The sequence below is a fragment of the Paraniabella ginsengisoli genome (assembly GCF_022513635.1).
GTDB classification, from domain to species: Bacteria; Bacteroidota; Bacteroidia; order Chitinophagales; family Chitinophagaceae; genus Niabella; species Niabella ginsengisoli.
The window spans coordinates 52,544-79,123 of record NZ_JAKWBL010000005.1; the positions used below are offsets into that span (position 1 = coordinate 52,544).

General features: G+C 39.2%; 18 protein-coding genes and 1 pseudogene. 3 read left to right on the forward strand and 16 right to left on the reverse strand.

Annotation, left to right across the window (positions count from 1 at the left end):
* Nucleotides 1-199 precede the first annotated feature (199 nt).
* The 7 genes and pseudogenes from MKP09_RS24900 to MKP09_RS24935 form a co-directional block, all read right to left on the reverse strand.
* Complete coding sequence (locus MKP09_RS24900) at nucleotides 200-1,468, reverse strand: 4-alpha-glucanotransferase (RefSeq protein ID WP_240833440.1); 1,269 nt, start codon at nucleotides 1,466-1,468, stop codon at nucleotides 200-202.
* On the reverse strand, nucleotides 1,351-1,968 hold the full coding sequence (locus MKP09_RS24905; RefSeq protein ID WP_240833441.1) for a CBM20 domain-containing protein: 618 nt from the start codon (nucleotides 1,966-1,968) through the stop codon (nucleotides 1,351-1,353). The genes MKP09_RS24900 and MKP09_RS24905 overlap by 118 nt, the downstream gene beginning before the upstream one ends.
* 582 nt (nucleotides 1,969-2,550) lie before the next feature.
* On the reverse strand, nucleotides 2,551-3,387 hold the full coding sequence (locus MKP09_RS24910; protein WP_240833442.1) for a sugar phosphate isomerase/epimerase family protein: 837 nt from the start codon (nucleotides 3,385-3,387) through the stop codon (nucleotides 2,551-2,553).
* A 62-nt stretch (nucleotides 3,388-3,449) separates the two neighbouring features.
* Complete coding sequence (gene infC / locus MKP09_RS24915; protein ID WP_240833443.1) at nucleotides 3,450-4,079, reverse strand: translation initiation factor IF-3; 630 nt, start codon at nucleotides 4,077-4,079, stop codon at nucleotides 3,450-3,452.
* Between the two features lie 245 nt (nucleotides 4,080-4,324).
* Nucleotides 4,325-7,461, reverse strand: a pseudogene (locus MKP09_RS24920) (efflux RND transporter permease subunit).
* Between the two features lie 144 nt (nucleotides 7,462-7,605).
* Nucleotides 7,606-8,721, reverse strand: coding sequence for an efflux RND transporter periplasmic adaptor subunit (locus MKP09_RS24930; RefSeq protein ID WP_240833445.1), 1,116 nt, complete (start codon nucleotides 8,719-8,721; stop codon nucleotides 7,606-7,608).
* A gap of 47 nt (nucleotides 8,722-8,768) precedes the next feature.
* Nucleotides 8,769-10,115 (reverse strand): TolC family protein, encoded by a 1,347-nt coding sequence (locus MKP09_RS24935; protein WP_240833446.1) that lies wholly within the window; start codon nucleotides 10,113-10,115, stop codon nucleotides 8,769-8,771.
* Nucleotides 10,116-10,511: 396 nt separating this feature from the next.
* On the opposite strand from MKP09_RS24935, the gene MKP09_RS24940 reads away from it, so the two are divergent.
* The 3 genes from MKP09_RS24940 (at nucleotide 10,512) to MKP09_RS27165 (ending at nucleotide 13,536) form a co-directional block, all read left to right on the forward strand.
* On the forward strand, nucleotides 10,512-11,852 hold the full coding sequence (locus MKP09_RS24940; protein WP_240833447.1) for a sensor histidine kinase: 1,341 nt from the start codon (nucleotides 10,512-10,514) through the stop codon (nucleotides 11,850-11,852).
* 179 nt (nucleotides 11,853-12,031) lie between these two features.
* Nucleotides 12,032-12,799: a cation:proton antiporter gene (locus MKP09_RS27160; RefSeq protein WP_262915720.1), complete on the forward strand. Its 768-nt coding sequence runs from the start codon at nucleotides 12,032-12,034 to the stop codon at nucleotides 12,797-12,799.
* 14 nt (nucleotides 12,800-12,813) lie between these two features.
* On the forward strand, nucleotides 12,814-13,536 hold the full coding sequence (locus tag MKP09_RS27165; protein ID WP_317235495.1) for a cation:proton antiporter domain-containing protein: 723 nt from the start codon (nucleotides 12,814-12,816) through the stop codon (nucleotides 13,534-13,536).
* Nucleotides 13,537-13,702: 166 nt separating this feature from the next.
* Here the strand turns inward: MKP09_RS27165 and MKP09_RS24950 are convergent, their stop codons facing one another.
* The 9 genes from MKP09_RS24950 to MKP09_RS24990 all read right to left on the reverse strand — a co-directional run bounded on the left by MKP09_RS24950 (nucleotide 13,703) and on the right by MKP09_RS24990 (nucleotide 26,314).
* Nucleotides 13,703-14,104, reverse strand: coding sequence for a His/Gly/Thr/Pro-type tRNA ligase C-terminal domain-containing protein (locus MKP09_RS24950; protein ID WP_240833448.1), 402 nt, complete (start codon nucleotides 14,102-14,104; stop codon nucleotides 13,703-13,705).
* Nucleotides 14,053-15,579, reverse strand: coding sequence for a threonine--tRNA ligase (gene thrS, locus MKP09_RS24955; protein WP_240833449.1), 1,527 nt, complete (start codon nucleotides 15,577-15,579; stop codon nucleotides 14,053-14,055). Before thrS ends, MKP09_RS24950 begins: the two co-directional genes overlap by 52 nt.
* Before the next feature lie 235 nt (nucleotides 15,580-15,814).
* Nucleotides 15,815-17,389: a hypothetical protein gene (locus tag MKP09_RS24960; RefSeq protein WP_240833450.1), complete on the reverse strand. Its 1,575-nt coding sequence runs from the start codon at nucleotides 17,387-17,389 to the stop codon at nucleotides 15,815-15,817.
* A gap of 231 nt (nucleotides 17,390-17,620) precedes the next feature.
* On the reverse strand, nucleotides 17,621-18,769 hold the full coding sequence (locus MKP09_RS24965; RefSeq protein WP_240833451.1) for a hypothetical protein: 1,149 nt from the start codon (nucleotides 18,767-18,769) through the stop codon (nucleotides 17,621-17,623).
* A 203-nt stretch (nucleotides 18,770-18,972) separates the two neighbouring features.
* The gene (locus tag MKP09_RS24970; RefSeq protein ID WP_240833452.1) at nucleotides 18,973-20,121 is read right to left on the reverse strand and encodes a hypothetical protein; all 1,149 of its coding nucleotides are present in this window, start codon (nucleotides 20,119-20,121) and stop codon (nucleotides 18,973-18,975) included.
* Between the two features lie 202 nt (nucleotides 20,122-20,323).
* Nucleotides 20,324-22,045: a hypothetical protein gene (locus MKP09_RS24975; RefSeq protein ID WP_240833453.1), complete on the reverse strand. Its 1,722-nt coding sequence runs from the start codon at nucleotides 22,043-22,045 to the stop codon at nucleotides 20,324-20,326.
* A gap of 228 nt (nucleotides 22,046-22,273) precedes the next feature.
* The gene (locus MKP09_RS24980; RefSeq protein ID WP_240833454.1) at nucleotides 22,274-23,950 is read right to left on the reverse strand and encodes a BspA family leucine-rich repeat surface protein; all 1,677 of its coding nucleotides are present in this window, start codon (nucleotides 23,948-23,950) and stop codon (nucleotides 22,274-22,276) included.
* 466 nt (nucleotides 23,951-24,416) lie between these two features.
* Nucleotides 24,417-24,875 (reverse strand): hypothetical protein, encoded by a 459-nt coding sequence (locus MKP09_RS24985; protein WP_240833455.1) that lies wholly within the window; start codon nucleotides 24,873-24,875, stop codon nucleotides 24,417-24,419.
* A 56-nt stretch (nucleotides 24,876-24,931) separates the two neighbouring features.
* Nucleotides 24,932-26,314, reverse strand: a complete 1,383-nt coding sequence (locus tag MKP09_RS24990) for a hypothetical protein (protein WP_240833456.1) — start codon at nucleotides 26,312-26,314, stop codon at nucleotides 24,932-24,934.
* Nucleotides 26,315-26,580 lie beyond the last annotated feature (266 nt).

The window sequence follows — 26,580 nt, forward strand, 5'->3', positions numbered from 1 at the left end:
CAGTTCGGAAGTTTCTTTAATGATTCCTTTCTCCAGAAATCATTTTGCCTGCGATAGAAATAATCTATATATAAATTCCAAATCTTTTCTCTCATTTGCGGCTGCAAGTGGCGAAAGGAGCTGGTTTGGTCGATTGCTATCCGAAAATGAAATTCAGTTTTTTCTAAGCTTTCTTCTTCAAATAATATTACGTTACTGATCAGATCGAACAAGCCATCGCGCAACTGAGTACTGTTGCTATCTTGCTTTTTATGAAAATAGGATTCAACTTTTTTCTGTGTGTCAAATTGTGGAAGCAATAGGTATTGTCGCGGGCCGTGCTTCTGTAAAAATTTCTTTTTACATTTTCCGATTGTTCTTGAAATATTTCAATCAACACATCATCGGTTATATACGGCATACAGAACCTTTCATAATCAAACCAAATTCCCTGCTCGCCAAACTCGTTAATATGTATTGGTAAACAGGGATCGAATTTCCCCATTATTCCTTGAATAGCATGTAATGGAATGCTCCATATTCTAAAAAAGCCGAGGATATGATCAATTCTGAAAGCATCAAAATAATGGCTCATTTGCTCAAAGCGTTCACGCCACCAGGCGAATCCACCGTCTTTCATCTTTTGCCAGTTGTAAGTAGGAAAGCCCCAGTTCTGGCCTTTTACAGCAAAATCATCAGGTGGCGCACCGGCCTGTACTTCCATCTTATATAAATCAGGAGCCACCCACGCATCGCAACCAAAACGATAGACTCCAATGGGGATATCCCCTTTAACGATTACACCCTTTTTACGTGCATATTCAACCGCGTCGCTTAACTGCAGATGTAATTGATACTGCACATAACAGTAATACAACACCTGTTTGTTAGCAGGATTGTTGTCTTCAAAAAATTCGTTTATTTCTTTCTCATTATAAATTTTGTTTGTTTGCCAATCCGACGGATTGGGAGACAGGTATTTATCGCGTAGATAAGAATAAGCCGCATAGGGTTTTAGCCAGCTTTTATTTTTCTCAAAAAAATCCTTATAGGAATGCGACTTTTGAAACGTAGCTGCCCGCTCTTCAAACGATTCCCGCAATACAGCCATTTTAAATTTCATCACCGCTTCGTAATCAACATGTGCCAGTTCATTCAGTTGCTTACGTTTGGTTTTTATAGCCTCCTTTAATTCTTTATTTTTCTTTCCATCAATTTCGTCGATATTGATATAAATAGGATGAAGCGCAAATGCTGAAATGGCTGCGTATGGATAAGAGTCAAGCCATGTATTAGTAGCCGTTGTATCATTCACCGGCAGGATCTGGATCAATTTTAGCTTCGTTTTTACCGCCCAGTCCGTAAGCAGTTTCAGATCGCTAAACTCACCAACACCGAAGCCATTTTTACTTCGCAAACTAAAAACCGGAATGGCAACACCGCCCCCGCGCCAGGTTTCGCCTTGCATATTAACAAAGCCATCTTGCAATATAGTTTGTTCATTAACTGAAGCTTGCTCAAAACATACGCGGTTTCCTCCATCTTCAAACCGGATAAATTCTTTTTTGCTTTATTAAAAATTCCATACTTATAAGCAAAAGGAGATTGAGTGCCTTTAAGGTTCAAGGCTGCAAACCAACACATACCGTCAAAGTTTAAAACGATCGGATCTTTAATATCCCAACACTTTAAAGTTTCGCCATCTCCTAAAAGGCATACAACTTCGTCCTTTCCCAACAGTGGAGCTTTTATTTTAAAAACATGAGTAGTTTCTTCTTTATATTTAACTTTTACCGCTTTATGCCTGGGTAATAAAACTTCTTGAAATGGAGCCGTATAAAAAGTATTGGCAACTGCTCCAGCATAGTTCCAGGTATCATAAATATTCAACACTTCGATATTTTCGCGGTCAATAACTAATTGCCTTGGCTGCTGAAACTCGTCAATGCAAACACCTTCTGCATCTTTAAAAATATATTTGTAAGACAATGTTTTTTAGGTAATGCAGCAACATCAATATTTATTTCAAGCCTCCAGTATTCATCGTTAAAGTACTGCATTTCTACACTTTTACTACTTGGTCCTAATTCTTGGGCGTTAGCAATTATATATAGTTGTTCACCAAAATTTGTGTGATATTTTAAAAAGAAAATAAGCTTCATCTGTAAATGTTTTAGTTTGCAGCTAGTGTGAAAAAATCAACACGGACATATCCTAATATTGGAATTCTATCATTGTGTACAATATACACACAATAAAATTATTCCCAACTGCTCTCTCAAAATAAAGTTTGTAAAGTATTCATTTTTCGCCTTCATCACTTAAATTTGCAGCAAAACAAATAAAGTATGTCTTCTGCTTCAAAAAATAAAGGGTTAATGTGGATTTTATTTCTGATTGCAACTTTTGCATTCGTTTTCGCATGTTTCAGTCATTGGCCATGGTTGACGTTGATCCTTCCTTTCGTTACTACGTTCTTTGTTAAAGCGATGGATATTATTTAATTTACTCCTGTTATAATATTGAAAAACCCGCTTTGAAGCGGGTTTTGTTTTGTACAATATAGTTCTATTACTTTTTCGTAGTCCTGATCACACCTCTGATATAACCAATCGATTCGGCAATACCCGCAAAAGGATTTTTCATGTTGCGTTCATGCTCCAGGCTTAGCACGCCAGAATAACCTACTTGCCGCATCATTTTTACAAATGCAGGGTAATCAATAATTCCTCTTCCCACTTCTACCGAATAACCTTGTTTTGTAGGTGCTGTAACATCTTTCAGGTGCATATCAAAAACTCTTGTATGATACTTTTTAAGATCAGCAACAGGATCCTTGCCATTACGTGTATCATGCCCAATATCTAAACACATTCCCATACGCGGATCGAGGTCTTTTACATTGTTCCAAACATCTTCTGCATCAGGATAAAGTTTCATATCAGGCCCATGAAGATGAATCGCATACTTCATATCATACTCCTTCACTTTCTTATTTACATAAGGTAGTAACTCATAGTTTGGAACGCCAACGATTAATTTTACACCTACGCGCTTTGCATATTCAAATGCTTCATCCACCTCTTTTTCGGTTTTCATGTAGATAGGTCCAACAGCATACCCTGTAACGCCTTTAGCTTTTAACTTTTCATGAAAAGCTGCAATCTGGTTAGCATTTGCGTCTAATGGCAAATGAAAACTTTTAATGCATAAGTAATGTACATCACTCTTTTCCATTGTTTCAAGAGCCGTATCAATTCCAAAATTGACAAAAGTATATCCGGCCATTCCTACTTTAAACTTCTCGTAAGTATCGATGGGTGGTTGAGGGTCGGGGCGCTTTTCCTGAGCGCTCGCAACAAGGCTTATCAATAAACTGACAGCAATAATTAAATTAAACTTCTTCATATTATGGGCTAAAATAAAAAACCATCTGCATATACAGATGGTTTCTATAATAAATTATAAAACTATTTTTTCTTAATGGCTGCTTTAGGTGCAATCATTGCCAGCATTCTTCTACCTTCCAGCTTTGGCATGTTCTCTAAAGTGCCAAATTCTGCAAGCCTTTCTGCAAACTTTAATAACAAGAGCTGACCTCTATCCTGAAACTGAATAGCGCGACCCTTAAACTGTACGTAAGCTTTTACTTTGTTACCGTCTTTCAAAAAGCCTTCCGCATGTTTAGCTTTGAAATCAAAATCATGGTCATCAGTATTGGGCGTAAATCGAATCTCTTTTATTTCTGTCGCTTTACTCTTCGCCTTCATCTCCTTCTCCTTCTTCTTCTTATCGTAAAGGAACTTATTATAATCAATGATTTTACAAACTGGAGGATCTGCCGTTGGTGAAATTTCTACCAGATCTAATTCTTGTTGCTGAGCCATTTTTAAGGCTTCTTGCGTAGCGTAAACGCCAGCCTCAACATTATCGCCCACCAGTCTTATTTGTGGAACCCTGATGTGGTGATTAATTCGGTGTTCTGCTTCTTTTTGTGGTAAACGTCCTCTGAAGTTTCCTTTTGGTCTGTTGCCTCCCGGCCTGTAAGGACCACCCGCACCAGGCGGACGGTTAAAAGTTGGTTTCTGTGGTACTGCCATCTAAAACTTATTCGTTATGTTTCTTCCCGTCTGGAAACATTTATTTTTTGCGGTTTTAATGCCATACGGGAATGGCATGTTAAAAAATTTTCACAAAGATGGGAATTAAACTTAGTATTACCATTTTTATTTTAACAGATTTATTGAGGCAATTATCTTACCAAAAATTCAAAAATATTCTCTGATAAATACTAAAAATAGCCGAAGCTAACGCCCCGGCTATGTATTATTTAAAGATGATAGACTTATGCTGCTTTTGCCTTCTTTTTACGATAGCTGATCTTTGTAATAAGCACATAAAGTACTGGTACTATAAAGATGGCCAATGAAGTGGCAGCAAGCATACCGCCAAATACAGTCCATCCAATGGTACGGCGACTAACGGAAGCAGCACCGGATGCAATCATTAGCGGAACGACACCTAATATAAACGCAAGAGAAGTCATAATGATCGGCCTTAAACGAAGCCTGACAGCCTGCAAAGTCGCCTGTACCACATCCATACCTTTATCTACACGCTCTTTTGCAAATTCTACAATCAGGATCGCATTTTTGGCGGCCAAACCAATTAATGTAATTAATCCGATTTGAGCGTAAATATTATTAGATAATTTAGGCAAAAGTGTCAATGCCAGAATTGATCCGAACGCACCAATCGGAACAGCCAGTAATACCGAGAACGGAACAGACCAACTTTCATAAAGTGCCGCAAGAAATAAGAACACAAATACGATCGATATTGCGAAAATGGTTGTCTGCTGATCTCCCGCTGCAATCTCTTCACGGCTCATGCCCGAAAATTCATACCCATAACCAGCAGGCAATGTTTTAGCCGCCTCTCTCAATGCGTCAATAGCTTCACCACTACTTGCTCCATCTTTTGGAGCACCATTAATTTCAACCGAGCGGTAAATATTGTAGTGCGATATAACAGCCGGCGCTTCTATGAGTTTTGTTGTAATAAGCATATTCATTGGAACCATGCCGCCCTGGCTATTGCGAACATAATAGTCTTTTAAATTATCTATCGAGCCGCGATACAGATAATCCGCCTGTGTCATTACTCTAAAATTGCGTCCATAAATATTGAAATCATTTACATAACTACTACCTAAAAAGTTTGAAAGCGTAGTATATACTTCTGCTACATTTACGCCCATTTTTTTAGCCAGTTCTTTATTAACATTTACCTGGTAACTTGGCGTTCTGGCATTAAAGAAAGTAAATGCCCTTCCAATTGCAGGTTGTGAATTTACTGTCTGTAAAAAATTATTAGCAACCTGTTCAAATTTATTGACATCATCGGTAGAACCGGTTTGCTGTAACTGAAATGAGAAACCTGCTGTAGCGCCCAAACCTGGTATAGCCGGTGGTGCAATGGGCATTACCCTCGCTTCTTTTATATCTTTGGTAGATTCAATTATTTTAGCGATTACCGCATTTACATGATGATCTTCACCCTTTCGATCATCCCACTCTTTAAGTTTTACAAACATGGTACCCACGTTCGATTTCGAGCTGAAGCTTACAATATTTAAACCAGCAAGACCTCCCACCACATCTACTTCAGGTAAGCTTTCCACACGATTCATAATTGTTTTTATCATTTCAATGCTTCGCGTGGTACTTGTTCCTTCAGGCAATTCGTAGGTTACATACATACGGCCCTCATCTTCTGTAGGAATAAATCCTGTTGCTTTTGTTTTAAACAAAAAGATCATGACTGCAATCACTACAATTAAGAGTGTAACAACATAAGGCGTTTTCCGTATCCATTTTGCTACACTTCTTGTATAACCTAAAGTAACTTTATTGAACCAATTGTTGAAGCGATCAAAGAAACGATCGAGCACATTTTTACTTTTACCACTAGTATCAGTAGGTTTCAACAACAGCATACTTAAAGCAGGCGTGAGAGACAATGCCACAAAAGCTGAAAGCAATACTGATACAGCGATCGTAATAGCAAATTGTTGGTATAACCGGCCCACAATACCCGGAATAAATCCTACAGGTATAAATACCGCCGCAAGAATCAGTGCAATAGCAATTACCGGCGCGGAAATTTCTTTCATAGCCTTTATGGTAGCGTCTTTCGGCGACATACCTCTGCTATCTATATTATGCTGAATGGCTTCTACCACCACAATAGCATCATCCACCACAATACCAATGGCTAATACGAATGCAAATAATGTAAGCGTATTAATGGTGAAACCTAATAAGTTAAAAAATATAAATGTTCCAATCAGTGATACCGGAATGGCGAGTACAGGAATTAATGTTGCACGCCAGTTTTGCAAAAATAAGAACACCACCAAAACCACAAGTATCAAAGCCTCTACAAGCGTATGCATTACTTCGTTGATAGAAACCTGTACTACAGTTGCTGTTTCTAATGGTACTTTAAAATCGATGTCTTTTGGAAATGTAGGGCGTAGTCTTTCAAGCGCTTCATTAACACCTTTATAGGTGTCTAATGCGTTTGCGCCCGGTGCCTGATAAATCAACAGAAAGGAGCATGGTTTGCCACTTACAAAAGCATTCGCGGTGTAATCAAACTTTCCCAACTCTACTTTTGCTACGTCTTTTAAATATACTACACTCCCATCAGCAGGGCGTGTGCGCACAATAACGTTTTCAAATTGCTGAGGGGTATTAATGCGGCTGTTAGTTAACAAACTGTATTCAAAAACCTGTTGATCTTTTTGAGGATTACCACCAATAGTACCGGCTGCAGCTTGAAGATTCTGCTCCTGTAATGCGGCATTTATTTCAGCTGGCGAAATGCCTAAAGCTGCCATTTTAGAAGGGTTCAGCCAAACACGCATACTAAAATCATCTGCACGCGAGAATATATCCCCAACTCCCTTTACACGAGCCAATGCATCTTTTACATATAAGTTTACATAGTTACCAATAAAATTGGCGTCATGTGTTCCATTAGGAGAATAAAACGCAAGCGCCATCATAATACTTGGATTACGCTTACGAACAGTCAATCCTAATCTTTTTACAGCATCTGGCAAAGTAGGTTCAGCAACACTTACACGGTTTTGTACATCCAGGGTTGCGATGTTAATATCGGTACCCACAGCAAAGTTTACAGTAATGCTGCTCTGCCCGCTACTGGTACTATTACTGGTCATGTAGGTCATGCCTGGCGTACCATTGATCTGCGTTTCCATTGCAGTGGTTGTGGTTTGTTCTACTGTTTGCGCATCAGCACCAGTAAAATTACCAGATATCTGTACCGTGGGGGGGATATGTCCGGATATTGAGCGACAGGTAGCGTGAGCATGGAAATAATGCCCACCAACACAATAACGATCGATACAACTATTGCTGTTACCGGTCTTTTTATAAATACGTCTGCGATCATGTGTGTTTTTAGATGACAGTTGACAGATGAGAGTTGACAGTAGCTGTCATCTATCAACCGTCATCTGTCAACTTATTTTTTCGTTTTGTTGTATCAATTATTTGACAGATAGACACCATTATCTGTCAACTCTCATCTGTCAACTTACTTCTTTGCTTTGGTTGTGTCGGTAGTGATTTTAGCACCTTCTCTCAGATTTTGAACACCTTCCACCACAATTGTTTCACCAGCCTGCAAACCTTCTTTTATTAAAATATTTGGTCCAATCTGCGTACCCAAAGTAACCTTACGCTGCGATACTTTACTGCTGTCGCCAACCGCATATACAAAGAAGTCGCCAAGTTGCTCAACAATAGCTTTATAAGGAATAAGCACAGAGCGGGAAGACGCCGAATTTAAAACGCGTACCGTTCCACTCATACCGGCTTTCAACATTTGGTTATCATTAGGGAAAACCAACCTGACTTTTATAGCTCCGGTTTGAGGATCTACAGCCCTATCTATAATTTGAATTTTGCCATGCTGTGGATATACATCATCGCCGAAGGCCAATGAAAATGTAGAATCAACATTGTTTTTTGCGCTTTGCAACTTTGAAAATCTATAAATTTCTTTTTGATCGATGACAAAATCTACCGCCATTGGATTGTCTGTAGAAACTGTATTTAATATAGATTGACCAGCAACTACTGAAGTTCCTAAACGAACCTGCGATATACCTATAGTACCGCTGAATGGTGCATAAATAGTTGCAAAATTTACATTAGCACGAACCGCGTTTGCCGAGGCTTTTGCTGCAGCTACCTGTTTTTTAGCGGCTGCTAACGCAGCATCTGCATAATCAACCTGTTGCTTGGCAATAGCATCCTGTTTATCTAAGGCATGATAACGTTCTGCATCTTTCTGGGCTTTAATAAGATTGGTTTCCTGCACAGCCACATCTGCCAGAGCAGCCTGGTAATTAGCCTGGTAAGTTTGCTGATCGATGGTATATAATTTCTGCCCTTTAGAAACCTTAGCACCGTCTTTGAAATGTATGCCAGTAATATAACCTGTAACCTGAGGCCTAACTTCCGATTGATTTAGGGGAACTAGCGTAGCCGGATACTCATCATAATAAACAGTATTGCCGCTTTCTGACACCTGAACTACTACAACCGGAACAGGAGCGTTAGCTGGCGGACCAGCCTGTTGCTTGCCCTTACAAGCTACTAATGTTAATAATAAGGCCGGAACTATGGACACCTTTGTGATATTCATGTGATAGATCTTAGATTTTAGATATTAGACTTTAGACTTTGTTTTTCTTAGTTTACCTGAATGGCACCTTCAGCTTTTCTGACATCGATTTTGCTGCTTAATAATCCATAAACTGCGTTGAAGTAGTTTATTTGGGCAGCTCGTAAATCTGTTTGTGCTGTGATCAGTTCAAGATAGGTTTTGATCCCTTCCCTATATTGCAGTTCTATGATCTTATGCACTTCGGCAGCCAACTCCATATTTTCTTTCAACGCCAGATAATTAGCCATATTTGCCCTGTATTGAGCCATGGCCGTTTTATACTCGCTGCTGGCCTGGTTTACAAAATCTACCAGGTCTAGTTCGGTTTGCTGAACCTGCTTTTCTGCAATAATTATATTGTTCTTTCTTTTTCCTCCTTGAAAGATGGGGAAGCCCAAAGTTAAACCAGCATAAGAGTTGGGAAAACCCTGATTATACAATTTTGCAAAATCATCATTCAAAAAATTCTTGATATAAGCCCCGTTGGCAGAAAGCGTCGGAATATAACTCCACTTATTATAACGAACATTGGCCTGCTGCAACCTTAGCTGCGCTTGTAATTGCTGATATTCTACCCTGTTGGTATATTGACTAGTTTCTAATGTATCCAGATGTATTTCTGCTTCCAGTTGTGTACTGTCATACTCCAGCGACAATTCTCTCCCATCAGGATAATTTATAAGGTATTTCAAATTGGCTATCTTCGACTTAAGTGCTTCTTCAATTTCTTTTTTGGAAGCAACGGCATTATTTAATGCGATAGTAGCCCTTTGGTAATCCGTTTTATCAGTAACACCAACATCGTATCGAGCACGAGCATCTTTAAGGCTACGCGCCAACATAACAATATTTTCTGCAGTAATTTTTCTTTGCTGCTCAGTTGCCAATAAATCATAGAAGTTTTTAGAGACATTGGCTACCAAATTGATCCTGGCATTTTCAGTTTGCTTCGAAGCAACTTCTCTTACATCCTGCTTTGTTTGACTGGCCAACAATACATCGCGATTGAAAATATTTTGCGTTGCTGTAAGCTGAATTGCTGACGTGTTATATACACCAAAGCGAACCTGGTTGCCTCCTATAATGTTAACGGGTAGCTGGAAATTTCTTTGATAATTATAATTAAAATTAAGTTGGGGATACCAGTCTGCTAAGCGATTTTTTATTTGCAGATCGGTGATCTCTTGGTTAATCTCTGCCTGTTTCACTATTGGCTGATTGGCCAAAGCATAATCAATGATACCATCAAGCGTAGCATTTTGCAGCAATGTGTCGCTGGTTTGGGCATAAGCAGACGTAACTAAAAAAGAACTTAAAACGCTAACGAATGTTAGGATTATTTTGGACTTTAGTTTCTTTAAAAGAAAATTCATAAAAACAAAATTTACCCGATGATCCCGGTCTACATCAACCTGTTATTCAGTTTGATCCAATCAAAACAACGGATCGGCAGGTTTGTTCAAACACAAATCAAATCTGTTGAAAAATATTTTTCTCAGGGCAAGCGATGTTTTAAAAGCAAAAAGACTTTGACGTTATTTTTACATTTATATTGCGGAGCATTTAATTATTTTTTATTAACTGATACGTAAAAAATATCTTCTTTAATAATAAATACACAACACAATGCCTTTCACAGGTTGTATTCAAAGCTAATATATCTTTATGTTATTTTACAGATGTGCCCTTTAAAATCTTTTGACCTAAACTATTTTCAGCTCCTATAAATAATGCAGAGAAAACGCTATTTAAAAAAATACGCTAAGCTTATGCGTTGGGTAAACAACTTTATTAATGTTGGAGTTACTACCGAAACAAGCTTTGAAGAAGCACGCAGAATAAGGATGGCCAATATTATTGGAATTACCGGCCTTTTATCTTCTACAGTTTTCTTTATTTCCAATTTTAACCACGACAGGAAACCATTAGCTATTTTAAATGTCATTACCATGGCTTCGATGGCGGCCCTGATGTATGTGAATTACAACCGACTTTACGCATTTGGACATGTTATTATAAGTATTGTTCTGAGTTTGGTATTTGCAATAACAGGTTTGCTTTACCATAATGGAATGGAGTTCTATCTTCTTATTATTGCTGCCATTGTAATGACCATTTCAAGAAGAAACCCGTCGATACAAATTATTTACATTGTAAACTGCCTGGTGTTTATTTTCTTGCTGTGGTCGGGTGACATGTATCAATTCTTTCCACCGGTTCCAAAAACAGTTTATTCTATCAACGTAACAGTTTGGGTTCTTTTCTATGTTATATTCTTCTGGTATTTTAGAAAATTAAGTAGAAATAATCAAGTAGAAATCGAAACCCGGAACAGGCAATTACAACAGCAGCAAATTAAACTGATTGAACAAACGCGGCAACTGGAGGTCAATAACAGACAGCTAGAGGTTTTGAACAGCACAAAGGAAAAGCTATTTTCAATTGTAGCACATGATGTAAGAAGCCCAATAGCCGGATTGAAAACAACACTGGATCTGTTCAATGAAAATATTCTGACAAAAGAAGAGTTTATGGAACTCTCGAAAGAACTTTCTATGCAATTGAACCAACTTCACTGGAGCCTCGAAAACCTCTTAAAGTGGAGCAACAGCCAAATGCAGGGAATTGAAATACAAAAGCAGAAGATCTTTTTAGAACCTTTAATAGCTGATACACTTAGTCTTTTACAATATAATCTGGTTAACAAAAATATACAGACAAATATCAGCAGCGAAGGAAATAGTATGATCGACGCCGATCCGGATCACATAAAAATTGTTATACGCAACCTTATTTCCAACGCCATAAAATTTAGCTATGCTGGTGGAAAGATAGACCTGGTTATAGAAAAAATAGGATCATTTATCCATTTTTCTGTTATTGATAATGGACTAGGAATGAAAGAAGAAACCATACAGGAACTTTTCCTGGAAACCTCAATCAAATCAAGCAGAGGCACTTCCAATGAAAAAGGAACAGGGATGGGTTTAAAGTTGAGTAAAGAGTTTGCGGAAAAAAACGGCGGAAGTATAACCGTTGAATGTGAACCTGACATGGGTTGCGCCTTTACACTAATCATTCCGGCAGCTACAATAAACAATAAAGACTAATCCGAAATTTTATTGCATGTTATTAGTAATAGCACTGTTCCCAGCGCTTTGAAGCAATCCTATTTCTAAAGAAGTCTCTTTAAAATGATCAATTTTTAAACAGGTTATTGCTTCCGTTTGCAAAATTTGTATTTTCACTTTCAAACCAATTCGAACAGAATCTTTAAACAAACCTTTGAATGCATAGCGTATTACCCTTTTTGCTGGCTATGGTGGCAGCTGTTGTATTGTTGGAAATGTTGGCTACCAAGCTTAAAATTGCTTATCCTGTTTTGTTAGTAGTTGCAGGATTGCTTATAAGTTTCATACCTAAATTACCAATGGTAAAAATCAATCCTGATCTTATCTTTTTCATCTTTCTTCCGCCTTTATTATTTGATGCATCCTGGTCTATTTCTTTTAAAGAAATGAAAAAATGGTGGCGAATCATTGGCAGCTTCGCGTTTCTGGTTGTCTTTTTTACAGCACTTTCCGTAGCAGTAGTAACCAATTATTTTATTCCGGGCTTTACAATCGCGCTCGGTTTTTTATTGGGTGGTATTGTGTCACCTCCTGATGCAGTAAGTACCGGAGCTATTATGAAATTTGTAAAAATTCCAAAATCGACTTCAGCTATCCTTGAAGGAGAAAGCCTGCTGAATGATGCTTCATCCCTCATTATTTTTCGTTTTGCATTAGTCGCCGTAGGAACGGGCCAGTTTGTTTGGCAGGAGGCCACACTGAGCTTTTTATGGATGGTGATAGGCGGAGCCGGGATTGGATTGTTGCTGGGATGGCTTTTTGTGCAGGCTCATAAACGCTTGCCAACAGATGCTCCTTCCGATACCGCCCTTACATTGATTGAACCTTACTTCATGTATTGGGCAGCAGAACAGTTACAGAGTTCAGGCGTTTTAGCAGTAGTTTGTGGTGGTTTATTTATGGCTAACAGGCGGCTTCTTTTTTAAATAGCACCAGCAGAGTGAGAGGATTTAGTGTGTGGGAAAGTTTTGTGTATATACTTAATGGTGTTATCTTTTTGTTGATAGGCCTTGAACTGCCTGAAATTGTTGAAGGTTTGCGATCCAAAGGTATTCCTTTAAGTACTGCGATAGGTTATGGTTTGCTGGTAACAGGCATTTTAATCTTAGCCAGAATTATAAGCTCGTATACCGCGATGTTAGCAACTATTATTTTCAGGCCCAGTGTAGCACATCGCATGAACAATGGAAGGAACAGAGCCCGAAGATGGATGATGCCCCTTATTCTTGGCTGGACAGGTATGCGCGGAGTTGTATCACTGGCTGCGGCATTAGCGATTCCGGTTACACTGGACGATGGCACAGCTTTTCCTTATCGAAATCTTATTTTGTTCATCACGTTCGTAGTAATATTACTTACTTTATTAGTTCAAGGCCTTACACTTCCATATATTATTAAACGCACCAATTTGTTATATCTTTTTGAAGATGATAAAGAAGATGAAGCAATGATGCAAAACTTAAGAACAAGACTTCGGGAACATTCCTATCAGTTTCTTAAAAATAAATATGATAATGAGTTGGGAGACCACGCAGGTATGCAAAAGTTCTTGCATCATCTGGAAGAAAAAAGAAAGGCGGCCAATGATGAATGGATGAATGAAAAAACGAAAATATTTTTTTCGAAATGCTGGAAAATCAACGGCAATTTTTGGCTGAAATAAATAAAGATCCCAACATTCACGAAGGTTATATACGCCGGCAATTATACCAGATAGATCTTGAAGAAGAACGGTTGAGAACCGTATGATATCTAATATTGAAACCCCACTAGAGATGAGCTTGGAGCTAAAAAAAAACCGGAACTTTAAGCTCCGGGTAATGATGGGTTTAGTTATCAGTTTTTTCTTCTATTTCTTTCAAAATGCTATGTAAAAAATCATCTACGCTTGTAACACCAGCATCGCCTTTTCCCTGTCTGCGTACCGCTACTTTATTGTCGGTCATTTCTTTTTCACCAACTACAAGCATGTAAGGAATTTTATACAACTCTGTGTCCCTGATCTTTTTCCCGATCTTTTCATTTCTGTCATCTACCTCAACGCGCACTCCGCCACGCTTTAGTTTCTTTTCTACTTCTTTTGCATAAGGTAAATACTTATCACTGATCGGTAACACCTTAACTTGAATTGGACACAACCATACAGGAAATTTACCCGCATAATGCTCTAACAGAAAACCTATAAAACGCTCGTGGGTACCCAATGGTGCGCGATGTATGATAAGCGGCACTTCAGGTTCGTTGTTTTGATTGGTAAAGCTGAGCTTAAACCTGCGTCCCTGCGCAAAATCAACCTGGTTTGTTGCAAGGGTAAATTCGCGCCGATAGCGCTCCATATCTGAACATCTATTTTCGGACCGTAAAAAGCGCCTTCGCCTTTTACTTCCACATAAGGTATATTACTTTCGATCAATACATTTCGTACCAGTTCTTCCGTTTCCAGCCACAGCTCTGGTTCATCAATATATTTTTGTCCCAGTTTCTCCGGGTCGTGCAAACTTAAGCGCATGATGTATTTATCAATACCAAATATTTTAAAGTATTTCTGATACATTTCATTTACCGCACGAAATTCATCTGCAAACTGCTCCTTAGTGCAATAAATATGCGCATCATTCATGTGCAGGCAACGCACACGCATCAGTCCAAACAGCTCACCACTTTGTTCATAACGATAGCAGGTTCCATATTCTGCAATTCGATATGGGAGATCGCGATAGCTCTTTGGTTCTGCATCAAATATTTTATGATGATGCGGACAGTTCATCGATTTCAGATAATATTTCTCACCTTCCAACTCCATCGGCGGATACATGCTATCTGCATAATAAGGTAAATGCCCGCTGGTTATATACATGCTTTCCTTTGCAATATGCGGCGTTACTACCCTTTTATAACCTGCGTCGTCTTCCGTTTCTTTTGCTAACTTTTCTAATTGTTCGATAATTACGGTTCCATTAGGCAACCAAAGTGGTAAACCCTGTCCCACCATATCGTCCATCGTAAAAATGCCTAATTCTTTACCCAGCTTGCGATGGTCGCGTTTTTTAGCTTCTTCCAACATGGCCAGATGCTCATCCAATTCTTTTTGATTAGGAAAAGTAATGCCGTAAACACGGGTAAGCATTTTGTTTTTTTCATCTCCCTTCCAATAAGCACCGGCAACGCTTGTTAGTTTCACCGCTTTGATGATGCCGGTATTGGGAATATGTGGCCCACGGCACAGGTCGGTAAAATTTCCCTGCGTGTAGAATGTTATTTCCCCGTCATTCAAGTTCCCCAAAAGATCCAGTTTATATTCGTCACCTTTATCAGAAAAATATTGAATAGCTTCGGCTTTAGGCATTTCCTTGCGGATATACGCACTATTGGTTTTGGCCAATTCGTTCATTTTCTTTTCCAAAGTCGCTAAATCATCTTCAGAAAGTTTTCTATCTCCCAGGTCCATATCGTAATAAAACCCACCTGAGTCTAAAGCAGGCCCAACCCAGAATTTAACGCCGGGGAATTGTGTTTCCACAGCTTCCGCCATCAGGTGAGCCGAAGAATGCCAGAAGGCTTTTTTACCGTCCGTATCGTTCCAGGTAAGCAATATTAATTTCGCATCAGTTTGTATGGGTCGCAAAGCATCCCACACTTCTCCATTCACATTTGCGGCAATTACTTTACGCGCAAGACCTTCTGAAATTGATTTCGCGATATCCAATGCAGTAACTCCTGCCTCAAATTCTTTTTTGCCCCATCGGGGAAAGTTATTGTAATCATATCTGCTTTGTCAAAATTTTAAGTGCGCTAAATTAACAAACTATTGCGAGGAAGCAATGAAATCGAGATTCAAACCGGACAAAACAAGGGCTTGTTAATTTCATAATAGAGCGCAAAAAACAAAAGGGCAAAGCCTAAACTTTGCCCGTACCAATTAAACCATTAGTCAACACTGTTTATTTTGCTACTGCCGTTACTACTTGTGAGTAGCTAATTTCTTTATCACTATTTACCTGTTTAATACGTACAAATAATTTCTCATACTGATTTGCGTCCATTTCTTCGCTGCTTTTAGAACAGCCATACAACATAGCACTTATGCCGATTACAACCAGCATAGCTCCCAACCATTTGTTTCTACGGAACATCATACCCATGCTTAATAAAAATATAGACACCCCCATTACTGCCATGCCACCTAACGGAATGCTTTGCTCATATTGAAGACCTATATCTGAATTACCGCCGTCAGCCTTGCTGCTGATGTTGTCACTGGCTTTCTTCCAATTTTTACCATCTTTCGATACTTCTATTTCGAAATGATCACACCCTTGTTCAGTTGCTGTTGCCCAGTTTACACGCAACATTCCGCTTTGGATATAAGCGCTAACATTATTAAAACTAACAGGTAAGGCTCCGCAAGCGGTAGATTTAACGGAAGCATTTGTCCAGTTAGTATTAGTTGGAGCAGCACATGATGCACCTGTACGGCCGTTTGTATCTACCTGGCTGGCAGTTACCGCAAACGCTGTAGTATTAACGGTGTAACCACTTCCGCTCGTTCCAACTTCTACCGCATCAGAACATCCGTCATCGTCACTATCTAAATCCAAATAATCAGGAAGGCCAGTCCCGTCTGTATTAACAGGCGAAGAACAAGTTAAATTTGCCCGACCATCAGGACAACCTGTACCCCAATTGGGAGACGGCAACCGGCAATCAGTTACAGCGGTACCGCTGGGTGGCGTACAGCCAGACTCATAAACATCTGCAATACCATCATTGTCGCTATCTAAATCCTGATGGTTGAAAACACCGTCGCCGTCCGTATCAATACCAGTACAGTTGACGATCGTAGCCCCATTAGCCTGAAACTCACCAAGCCACCCATCACTACCAGCCAGAGTATTGTTAGGTGTAGTCCAGGTTATTTTTACAGTTGCTGTTGTACCTGAACCTGATGGTGTAAAAGATATTGTTTTATAGCCATGATCTACTGTAAGCGAAGGAGGATTAGTTTGACCATGTGTTGTTGTAAAACTATGTTTTGGAACATTATCAACATATAATACAACGCTATTAGCATTTGGATTTTGAGGATGTAATGACTGGTAACGAAATTTTAAAGTATTTGTTTCATTAGGTTTTAAATCTGTAAGCGTAAATGTAAGCGTCTCAGTACCCCCATTATCTTTATACCCAGCCATATAGGTACCTGCGGAAGCAACATAATTAATATAGCTATCACTACCTTTATTAGTCCAAACGCCAGGGCGATAATCTTTATATAAAGGCTGTCCTGTATCAGTACAGCTTTGCTCTATATTATCAGGAATACCGTCATTATCATCGTCTACATCCTTATCGTTGCACACGCCGTCGCCATCTAAATCATCTCCGGCAGCCTTGCCTCCCAGTACACCGCCGCAGGATGTGGTTGTACATCCCTGCGCCATAGTATATGATATATTAAAGAATAAAGATCCTAAAAGCAGGAACAGGGATATAAAAAGTACATTGAGCTTTTTCATATTTTTTTTATTTTCAGTTGTTTTAATTGGTATGCCAAAACACAGGTAGTATATAGCATTCTGTTGTTATCTTCCTACAAAGGAATCAAAAATTCAGGCCGATTATCAATAAATTCGATAACCCTATATGATTTTTCGATGAAGCAGAAACCTCTTTCGATGAACTCTATTTTATGATAAAAAAATCGGATGCCAACAATATGACATCCGATCTAAATAATATATAGCTATTTATTTTACCACAGCTGTTACTACTTTTGAATAGCTTGCTGTGCCATCCTTATCTACCTGCTTGATGCGTACATATACTTTTTCCGCCGTTGCAGAAATATCGTTATCGTTCTTCGTGCAGCCGTATAATACAGCACTCATGCCTACGATCATTAATACAGATCCTAACCATTTGTTTCGGCGGAACATCATACCCATGCTTAATAAGAATATAGATGCACCCATTACTGCCATGCCGCTTAACGGAATGCTTTGCTCATATTGAATGCTTAGGTCTGAATTGCCTTCAGCCGCCTTGCTGCTGATATTGCTGCCCGCCTTGCTCCAGCTTTTTCCATCTTTCGATACTTCTATTTCAAAATGATCATTACTTTTTTCAGTTAATGTTTGCCAGTTAACATTTAAGGCGTTTCCTTTGATCTCTGCTATAACATTTCCGAAATTAACCGGTAATGATGTCGCAACCGCACATCCTCCACGGAACCTAACAAAGCCTGAGCCATTTCTATCAGGGGCTGTGTTCCTAACCGAAAGAGTAATCTTACTAATGGCTGCTTCAAAATAAAAAGTTACTCTTGCAGTTCCTGGATCGCTTGGATTGTTTCCTCCATCAATTTTTGTGGTTGCGTTATTAGTGCCTGAATTTGTTACACGAGTAGCTGCGGCATAAGAACCGGCATCAGGTGTAAAAGAGGTATATCGAACGGGATTACCATTTATATCGTAAGCTGTTATTACAGCTTCTTCGCTTCCGCCGCTAGACATAGCAAAATTCCCTATATATAAATAAAATTTTTCATACGGTTTATTAAATGTAATCGTTTCACCTCTGTATGTGTTTCCTCCAGTTGTTCCATTAGAAAGACTTTCAAGATTAAGATCAAGGCCAGAGGTCCATTTAATACCTCCTGTGCCCGATGTATGCACTTTGGTGGTAGTAAATGTAAGTCCATCGATGGGAGTAGTTATGGGGCTTGTGGCGCTGTTATTGTTGTATAAATAAGTGGGGCTTGTTGGAAAGCTCATAGTAGTCCCTGAAATTGTTGATGTGGAACTACTTGCAGCGCATTGCGCATTTAGCTTAACGCCCTGAAAGTTTAGAGCAAATAACATTAAAGAACAAACAAGTAAATTTAATTTAGATTTCATATAATTGATTTTAAAGGGAATATTAAAAAATAATAGCAAAGGGGGACTTGACCTCTTTGACAACACGAAAATATAAAGCAGACACTCCCACTTTTATTTATTTCGATGAATCAGCAACCTCATTCGATGAACTCGATAGTATGCTAGATAAAAAAGTCGGATGTCAACAATGTGACATCCGATTTAATAATGTATAACACTTTTTATTTTACGACAGCTGTGATTACTTTTGAATAACTGGCTGTTCCATCTTTATCTACCTGTTTGATGCGTACATATACTTTTTCCGCCGTTGCAGAAATATCGTTATCATTCTTTGAGCAGCCATATAATACAGCACTCATGCCTACTATCATTAAGATAGATCCTAACCATTTGTTTCGACGGAACATCATACCCATGCTTAATAAGAACACAGATACACCCATTACTGCCATACCGCTTAACGGAATACTTTGCTCATATTGAATGCTTAGGTCTGAATTGCCTTCAGCCGCCTTGCTGCTGATATTGCTGCCCGCCTTGCTCCAGCTTTTTCCATCTTTCGACACTTCTATCTCAAAATGATCATTACTTTTTTCAGTTAATGTTTGCCAGTTAACATTTAAGGCGTTTCCTTTGATCTCTGCTATAACGTTCCCGAAATGAACCGGTAATGATGTCGCAACCGCACATCCTCCACGGAACCTAATAAAGCCTGAGCCATTTCTATCAGCGGCTGTGTTCCTAACCGAAAGAGTAATCTTACTAATGGCTGTTTCAAAATAAAAAGTCACTCTTGCAGTTCCTGGATCGCTTGGATTGTTTCCTCCATCAATTTTTGTAGTTGCGTTATTAGTGCCTGAATTTGTTACACGAGTAGCTGCGGCATAAGAACCGGCATCGGGTGTAAAAGTGGTATATCGAACGGGATTACCATTTATATCATAAGCTGTTATTACAGCTTCTTCGCTTCCGCCGCTAGACATAGCAAAATTCCCTATATATAAATAAAATTTTTCATACGGCTTATTAAATGTAATCGTTTCGCCTCTGTATGTGTTTCCTCCAGTTGTTCCATTAGAAAGGCTTTCAAGATTAAGATCAAAGCCAGAAGTCCATTTAATACCTCCTGTGCCCGATGTATGCACTTTGGTGGTAGTAAATGTAAGTCCATCGATGGGAGTAGTTATGGGGCTTGTGGCGCTGTTATTGTTGTATAAATAAGTGGGGCTTGTTGGAAAGCTCATAGTAGTACCTGAAATTGTTGATGTGGAACTATTTGCAGCGCATTGCGCATTTAGCTTAACGCCCTGAAAGTTTAGAGCAAATAACATTAAAGAACAAACAAGTAAATTTAATTTAGATTTCATATAATTGATTTTAAGAGAACTGTTGAAAATAATAGCAAGCTGACATAGTCACTTTCATGACACGAAAGTAGAAAACCGAAAAACCCACTTTTATTTATTTCGATGAATCAGCAACCTCATTCGATGAACTCGATAGTATGCTAGATAAAAAAGTCGGAAGTCAACAATGTGACACCCGACTTTACAGAAAAAGACAATTTCCTTACTTCATAATAGCTGTTACCACTTTCGAATAACTGGCTGTGCCATCTTTATCTACCTGTTTGATGCGTACGTATACTTTTTCTGCTGTTGCAGAAATATCGTTATCATTTTTACTACAGCCGTATAATACCGCGCTTATGCCTACTATCATTAAGACAGATCCTAACCATTTGTTTCGACGGAACATTATACCCATGCTTAATAAAAACATAGATACACCCATTACAGCCATGCCGCTTAATGGAATGCTTTGCTGATAATTAATAGCGACATCTGAATTTCCTCCATCACCCTTGCTGATTATATTGTTACTGGCTTTGTTCCATTTTTTGCCGTCTTTCGATATTTCTATTTCGAAATGGTCATTATTCTTTTCAGTTACCGTTGCCCAGTTTACCTGCAACGTTCCGCTTTGGATATAAGCAGTTACATTGTCAAAAGTAACTGGTAATGCCTGTGCACAATTTGCCGAATAAGTTTTCCAACTATTATTAGCAGGTGCGGCGCAAGTAGCATTAGTACGTCCGTTCGCGTCTACCTGGCTGGCAGTTACTGTATATCCAGTACTGTTAACAGTATAAACATTTGTTCCCGCTTCCGCTGCATCAGAACAGCCGTCACCATCACTATCTAAATCTAAATAATCAGGAAGACCTGTGCCATCTGTATTGACAGGTGAAGCGCAAGTTACATTTGCGCGACCATCAGGACAGCCTGTACCCCAATTGGGAGACGGCAACCGGCAATCAGTCACAGTAGTACCGCTGGGTGGCGTACAGCCAGACTCATAAACATCTGCAATACCGTCATTATCACTATCTAAATCCTGATGATCAGGTACACCATCCCCATCCGTATCTCTTACACTTCCAGCGTTCATTGCAACTCTGTCTATTACGAAATCATCTTCCGGATTCTGAGCTCCCAAAGTTTTAAATACTAAATAATATTGATCTGTGGAAGAATTAACCGAAAAAGACATCTGAAGCGTTCTATACCCAGCACCTTGTGTTCCACCGGTATATGGAGGACCAGGGTCAACATAATGCAAAGTACTTAATGCAGCCTGATGAAGTGTTTGTTCAACCTGGTTAGTGGTTCCATTATATAAGTATACTGCATAATCCTCGTTAGGTGCCCCTGAATTACCTCTTAACGCAATATCAAACTCTAAATTATAATTAATTGTACTATTCAGGGTTTGATCAAATTTATAAACTATCGGAGTATTAGGGTCTTCTGTTAGCACATTCAAAATTCCGGTACTGGCATTGCTACCACCAATTGACGCAAATATGCCGCCGGTAAGAGGAGAATTAACCTGTCCATTATTAGCCCCATATGAAAATGTTGTTAAAGAGGGCGTATAAGGATGGGGTGTTGAATAATTATAATTAGACCCATAAGCATTTGTGCCTACACCTACAAACCAGCCATTATTGGTGAGCGCAGGTTCACCACTCACAGTAAATCCTCCATCCTTAATTAGGTTCGTAAAATATTCAGGGCTTTCAACAATATCCTTGATCCCGTCATTATCATCATCTACATCTTTATCATTGCACACACCGTCGCCATCTAAATCATCTCCAGCAGCCGTGCCACCCAGTACACCACCGCAAGATATGGTTGTACACTGTGCAGCAGTATATTGTATATTAAAAAATAAAGACCCTAAAAATAGAAACAAGGGTATAAAAAACACATTGAGTTTTTTCATAATTTTTTGACTTGTAGTTGTTGGTAGCTAAAACACAGGAGGTTATAACTTTCTGTTGTTATTTTCCCCGCAAAAGAACCAAAAACTCAGGTCGATTATCAATAAATTCGATAATCCTATATGATTTTTCGATTAAGCAGAAACCTCATTCGATGAAGCTCAATTTTGTGATAAAAAAATCGGATGCCAACAAGTGACATCCGACTTTATATAAAATGGTAATTTTTCTTATTTCACGATAGCTGTTACTACTTTCGAATAACTGGCTGTGCCATCTTTATCCACCTGCTTGATGCGTACATATACTTTTTCACCCGTTGCAGAAATATCGTTATCATTCTTTGAGCAGCCATATAATACAGCACTCATGCCTACTATCATTAAGACAGATCCTAACCATTTGTTTCGACGGAACATCATACCCATGCTTAATAAAAATATAGATACACCCATTACTGCCATACCGCTTAATGGAAAGCTTTGTTCGTACTCAATACTTTCATCTGAATTACCATCAGTTGCTTTGCTGCTAATGCTATTGCCCACCTTACTCCAGGTGCTGCCGTCTTTCGATACTTCAATTTCAAAATGGTCGCAAGCTTTTTCAGACTCTGTTGTCCAACTTACTACAAACCCACCATCTTGTATACGGGCAACAACGTTACCAAAGGTAACAGGTAATGCAATATTACAAGACGAAGCATTAGCTGCATCTCCGCTTATCACCCAGCCGTTTGCCGGAAGCGTTGTATTACGTGCTGTTTCCACTTCTGTTTCTGGAGAATAGGTGCGCCCGGTGGCCCCCAATATAACATTGCTTGGAACAGCAGCGCCGCTACTACCATTGGCCCAACCCAAAAGTGTTCTGCTATAATTAACACAACCCATACCGTTATTGCTGAGCATATCTGCCATACTTTGCCCCGCAGTACTGTTAACAGATGAAATATCCCAATTGCCCAAGTTTTGATCGAAGGCCGTGGCGCCATTAAACATGTTGCTCATATTAGTTACGCTTCCGGTATTCCAATCGCTAATATCCTGGTTAAAGGCAGTAGCATTGATAAACATGCTGCTCATATTAGTTGCGCCGCCCGTATTCCAACCGCCAATATTCTGATTAAAAGCGTCAGCATTATCAAACATACGTGACATATTAGTGACGTTCGCTGTATTCCAACCACTTATATCCTGATTAAAAGCGTCAGCATTATTAAACAGGCGCGACATATTAGTAACGCTTGCCGTATTCCAACCGCTTATATCCTGATTAAAGGCAATAGCATTATTAAACATTTGTGCCATGTTATTTACCATCCCGGTATTCCAGCCGCTTATGTCCTGGTTAAACGCCGAAGCACCGATAAACATACCCTGCATTGTAGTTACATTTGCCGTGTTCCAACTACTTATATCCTGGTTAAAAACCGTGGTATTTACAAAGGTTCCGAACATATCTGTTACATTACTCACATCCCAGCTATTAATATTAGCCGGGCCATTCAAATTTGAACAATCGAAAAACATATTCCGCATCGACGTAACGTTGCTTAAATTGGGTATATCAGTAGCCGTTATATTTAAATTAGAGCAGGCATTAAAAGCCTGGTTCATGCTTGACCACGGAACTGCACCCCATTGGGTTACATCTATCAGTTTTGTAGCATCAGCTCCATTGCCTGAAAAACGTCGAAGGTTTGTGGGTGTAACAGAAAGGGTTAAAACATCACCAGGACTGAGTGCCACGTTGTCAATGTTATTCCCTGCAAAAGTTGAAGCACTAAAAGAGCCTGAACCTGTGGTTATAACACCTGTACCAGAAGTTTTAGACCAGGTGTAGCTTGCAGTACCACTAGTTTGTACGGCAACAGTAAGAGTATTATCGGTTGTACCGCCTGTAGGCAAGGCCCACTTTGTGATAAAATTCTGGGCTTGTGACATAAACCCGGACAACAAAAAATAAGGGACACGAATAGATTTTTTCTACTTAGCATAGATCATTTTTAGAGGTTAGGTAACTTTTTTAGGGACAAGTACCGGGATAAAGGTTTTTGTTTGGGCTTAAAATAATTTTGAGGACTTACTGACAAAGATAAGATACAGATAGAATATAATTACATTAAGCAAGAGGAAAAAGAGGCTTCGGACCGAAAATAAATTTATTAAATGCGATTCTGGTATTGATTTTTGTAAATAGTACACATTTATTACTACTTTGTGAAATGCACGAGGCCAGTCCTTAAATAAGATACTATCTGCAAAATTAGGAAAAGCGATATACTGAAGATATGTTGCTTGAGCTTGCTGTTATGACATAAAAAATCGGATGCCAGATTAATCTGACATCCGATCCATATATAATTATAATTTCTTACTTCACGATAGCTGTTACTACTTTCGAATAACTGGCTGTGCCATCTTTATCTACCTGTTTAATGCGTACATATACTTTTTCCGCCTTTGTAGAAATATCGTTATCATTCTTCGTGCAGCCGTATAATACCGCGCTCATGCCTACGATCATTAATACAGATCCGAACCATTTGTTTCGACGGAACATCATACCCATGCTTAATAAAAATATAGATACACCCATTACTGCCATACCGCTTAATGAAATGCTTTGCTCATATTGAATGCTTATATCTGAATTGCCGCCTGTAGCTTTGCTACTGATATTGCTACCGGCTTTGCTCCAGCTTTTCCCATCGCTTGACACTTCTATTTCGAAATGATCATTATTCTTTTCAGTTAAGGTTTGCCAGCTTACCTGTAACATATCATTTTGTATCCAGGCAGCTATGCTTCCCATCGGTGCAGGTAGTGCCATGGGTAGCATTGACTTGGAAGACAAGCAGCCCAGGTTTACATATCCATTAAGTATTTCTACTGCAGGGTAAACCGGGCCATGGCTAACACCCCTGCATCTACTGCTACAAAGTCGTAAATATTTAAAACTTCTTTACTGATGCCACCAACTACCCGCGTTGCAACTACATGTAAAGCTGCCGTACCATCTGGTTGAGGTTCAAGGCTAGCCGTAATTACATCGCCGTATGTTGGCGTATAGTTAGGAACGACCTCTATATAGCTTGAGTAGTCATTGATATAAAGCTGATTTCCCTGAATGTACACATTTGCCGACCAGTTTGTGGTATAATTAATTCCGTAAGACGAATGATTGATTACATTATAACCAATACCGTTGAAATTGGGATTAGCTGCCCAGCCTAATACGAATACATCAAAGTTCTGAGTATTATTACCTTGTTTATAGGTTGCGGTGATTGATGTCGCATGCGTTGAAAGATCATTTGGTTCTCCTGATTTTACTATAACGTTATAATTTGGAGCGGAAGTGATACGGTCATTTGTTGCAACCAAAGCCAATCTTATATTGGTACCGTCATTATAAATATAGCTACTGGCAGCTCCGCCGCCCGTATTTCTTTGCTGCCAATCGGAAGTTGTAGGATAACCGTTGATTTCTTCACAAGCCTGTGCCACAGGGCTTGCAGGAGTATAGTTTACTACATCATTTTGCAAACAACCTAAATTGGTAGCACCACTTGGAATAGTTAATGCGGGATGTACTGCATCGGTTGTGCTGTACGTAACATTGGCGGCGGTAACTGCATTATACTGGTAATAATCGACAACCGTCGTAGAAACCCCACCCACTACTCTTTTAACAACTACATGCATAGCAGCTGTGCCATCTGGCTGAGGAACAAGGCTGGCCGAAATGGAATCGCCGTAGGTAAGTACATAAGAAAATGGTGCGCTATTAAGAGCCAAATTACCCTGAGCAGTATTTACATATAATATGTTATCCTGTCCATATACATTTGCCAGCCAGATATTGCTATAAGTGCCGAAAATAGGGGGATCGACCTGGTTATATGCAGCTCCCGGAAAGGAAGCACCATAAGACCAACCCATCGTCCAGGTATTATAATTTTGCGTAGCAGCCCCTGGTTTGTAAACCACTTCAACGGTTGACATTTGGTTGGTGAGATTAATGGCCTCTGCCGATTTAACGATGGTGTTGTAATAAGAAGCGGTTAGCCCGATTCGGGAATTGTCGGATTTGTTGGCTAATCTTATATTGGTGCCATCATCATAAATATAGCGGTTAGCCTGAATTCCACCAGTGTTGGTTTGTTGCCACTCGGTTGTTGCGGGATAAGTACCATTGATGGTTTCGCACTGGGCAAATGAGACACTACTAATAGCGGATAATAAAAAAAGTGTAAATAGGGTACACATTCTCCTCGTTATAGAGGGTAAGCATAGGTTTGTACTGGCCATTTTTTTATATTAATAGGTTAGAGAAAAGACATGCATCTTTTACTATATAAAACTACCCGCCAGAAAAAGTATTATTCCATTAATTTCGATAAACACCAGAAAAATTTCGATAAAACCAGATATTTCTTCGATTAAATACTCACTTGTTGTGTCAAAAGTGAGTTTGTGCGTGGTTGTACACATTGTCTTTTAGGTTAGAAACCTATAGAAAAAGGGGCATATTT